General features: G+C 54.8%; 1 pseudogene. It reads left to right on the forward strand.

What is annotated here, in order from left to right:
• Nucleotides 1-54: 54 nt before the first annotated feature.
• Nucleotides 55-799 (forward strand): annotated as a pseudogene (locus NP552_RS25840) (IS3 family transposase); the annotation flags it as partial.

The raw sequence follows: 799 nt of genomic DNA on the forward strand, positions 1-799 counted from the left end.
TGTCCCGTCCTGAATAAGGTTTACACCTCCCATCCCGAATTTCCGGAGAGTCAGATGGAGCAAGGTGTAAAGCGCACACAGCGTGATTACTCACTGTCTTTTAAATTGGCGGTGGTTGATCAGATTGAAAAAGGCGAACTGACCTACAAGCAGGCCCAGGTGCGGTATGGCATCCAGGGACGGTCGACGGTTCTGGTATGGTTGCGTAAGCACGGTCGGCAGGATTGGAGCCAGGGGGCCTCGATCCGCGACGAGAGGAGCTGCGCGATGTCTGACCCCAAAACGCTCACTCCAGAGCAGCGGATCAAAGAGCTTGAGCAGCAGCTTGAGCTGATGAGCCAGAAGGCCCAGTTCTTTGAAACGGTCGTTGATGTTCTGAAAAATGACTATGGTGTCTCGGTCGTAAAAAAGCGATCCGGCAAGTCCTCTCGCAAGGTCAAGTCGCAGGACTGAGCATTGCCAGGGCTTGTCAGTTTCTAGGCATCAGTCGACAGGCTTACTACAAGCGCAACCGAGCTGCTGATGGCAAAGAGCGCCAGGCAGATCGGGTGGTTCAGTTTGTTCAGCAAGTCCGGCTGCGCCAGCCCCGTCTGGGTACCCGTAAGCTGCACTATTTGCTGCATTGCCAACCTGACAAACGATTCCAGGTCGGCCGAGATAGGCTGTTTCAGGTCTTGGGAGAGCGCCGTTTGCTGGTACTGCCCAAGCGGGCATACCACAAGACAACACAGAGCTTTCATCGCTTCTACCGCCATCCCAACTTAATCAAGCCCGGTCCAAGCCAAGTCGTTCCGACAAG

Source organism: Pseudomonas sp. 8209, from assembly GCF_028682105.1.
In the GTDB taxonomy this organism is placed as follows: domain Bacteria; phylum Pseudomonadota; class Gammaproteobacteria; order Pseudomonadales; family Pseudomonadaceae; genus Aquipseudomonas; species Aquipseudomonas palmensis.